The organism is Psychrobacter sp. TB20-MNA-CIBAN-0197 (assembly GCF_040309765.1).
Classification (GTDB): domain Bacteria; phylum Pseudomonadota; class Gammaproteobacteria; order Pseudomonadales; family Moraxellaceae; genus Psychrobacter; species Psychrobacter submarinus.
In genome coordinates this window covers 1-243 of sequence record NZ_JBEOPC010001247.1, presented here as the reverse complement: position 1 = coordinate 243, position 243 = coordinate 1, and the positions used below count along the sequence as shown (strand labels likewise).

General features: G+C 61.3%; 1 protein-coding gene. It reads right to left on the bottom strand.

Features of this window, described 5'->3' with window-relative positions; translation table 11 throughout:
- A partial coding sequence (locus tag AAEY83_RS17965) for a TetR/AcrR family transcriptional regulator (RefSeq protein ID WP_351061405.1) occupies nt 1-243 on the bottom strand: 243 nt, incomplete at both ends.

The window sequence follows — 243 nt, the reverse complement described above, 5'->3', positions numbered from 1 at the left end:
GCCGAGCATGAGGGCGATTCGGTCGGGAAAGAACCGGTACACGGTACCGATGGCCATCTCGGCACGCTTCGCGACTTCCGCAGTCGTCACGCCAGCGTGACCCGACTCGTCGATGATCTCGCCGCAGACCCGGAGGATGGCGCCGAGACTCTGGCGGCTTCGCTCCTGCTGGGGGTTGTTGCGCAGCGATTTTTCATTCGAAATGTCTGTCGCCAGATAGTGCCTCAGAGAACTAACGTCCAC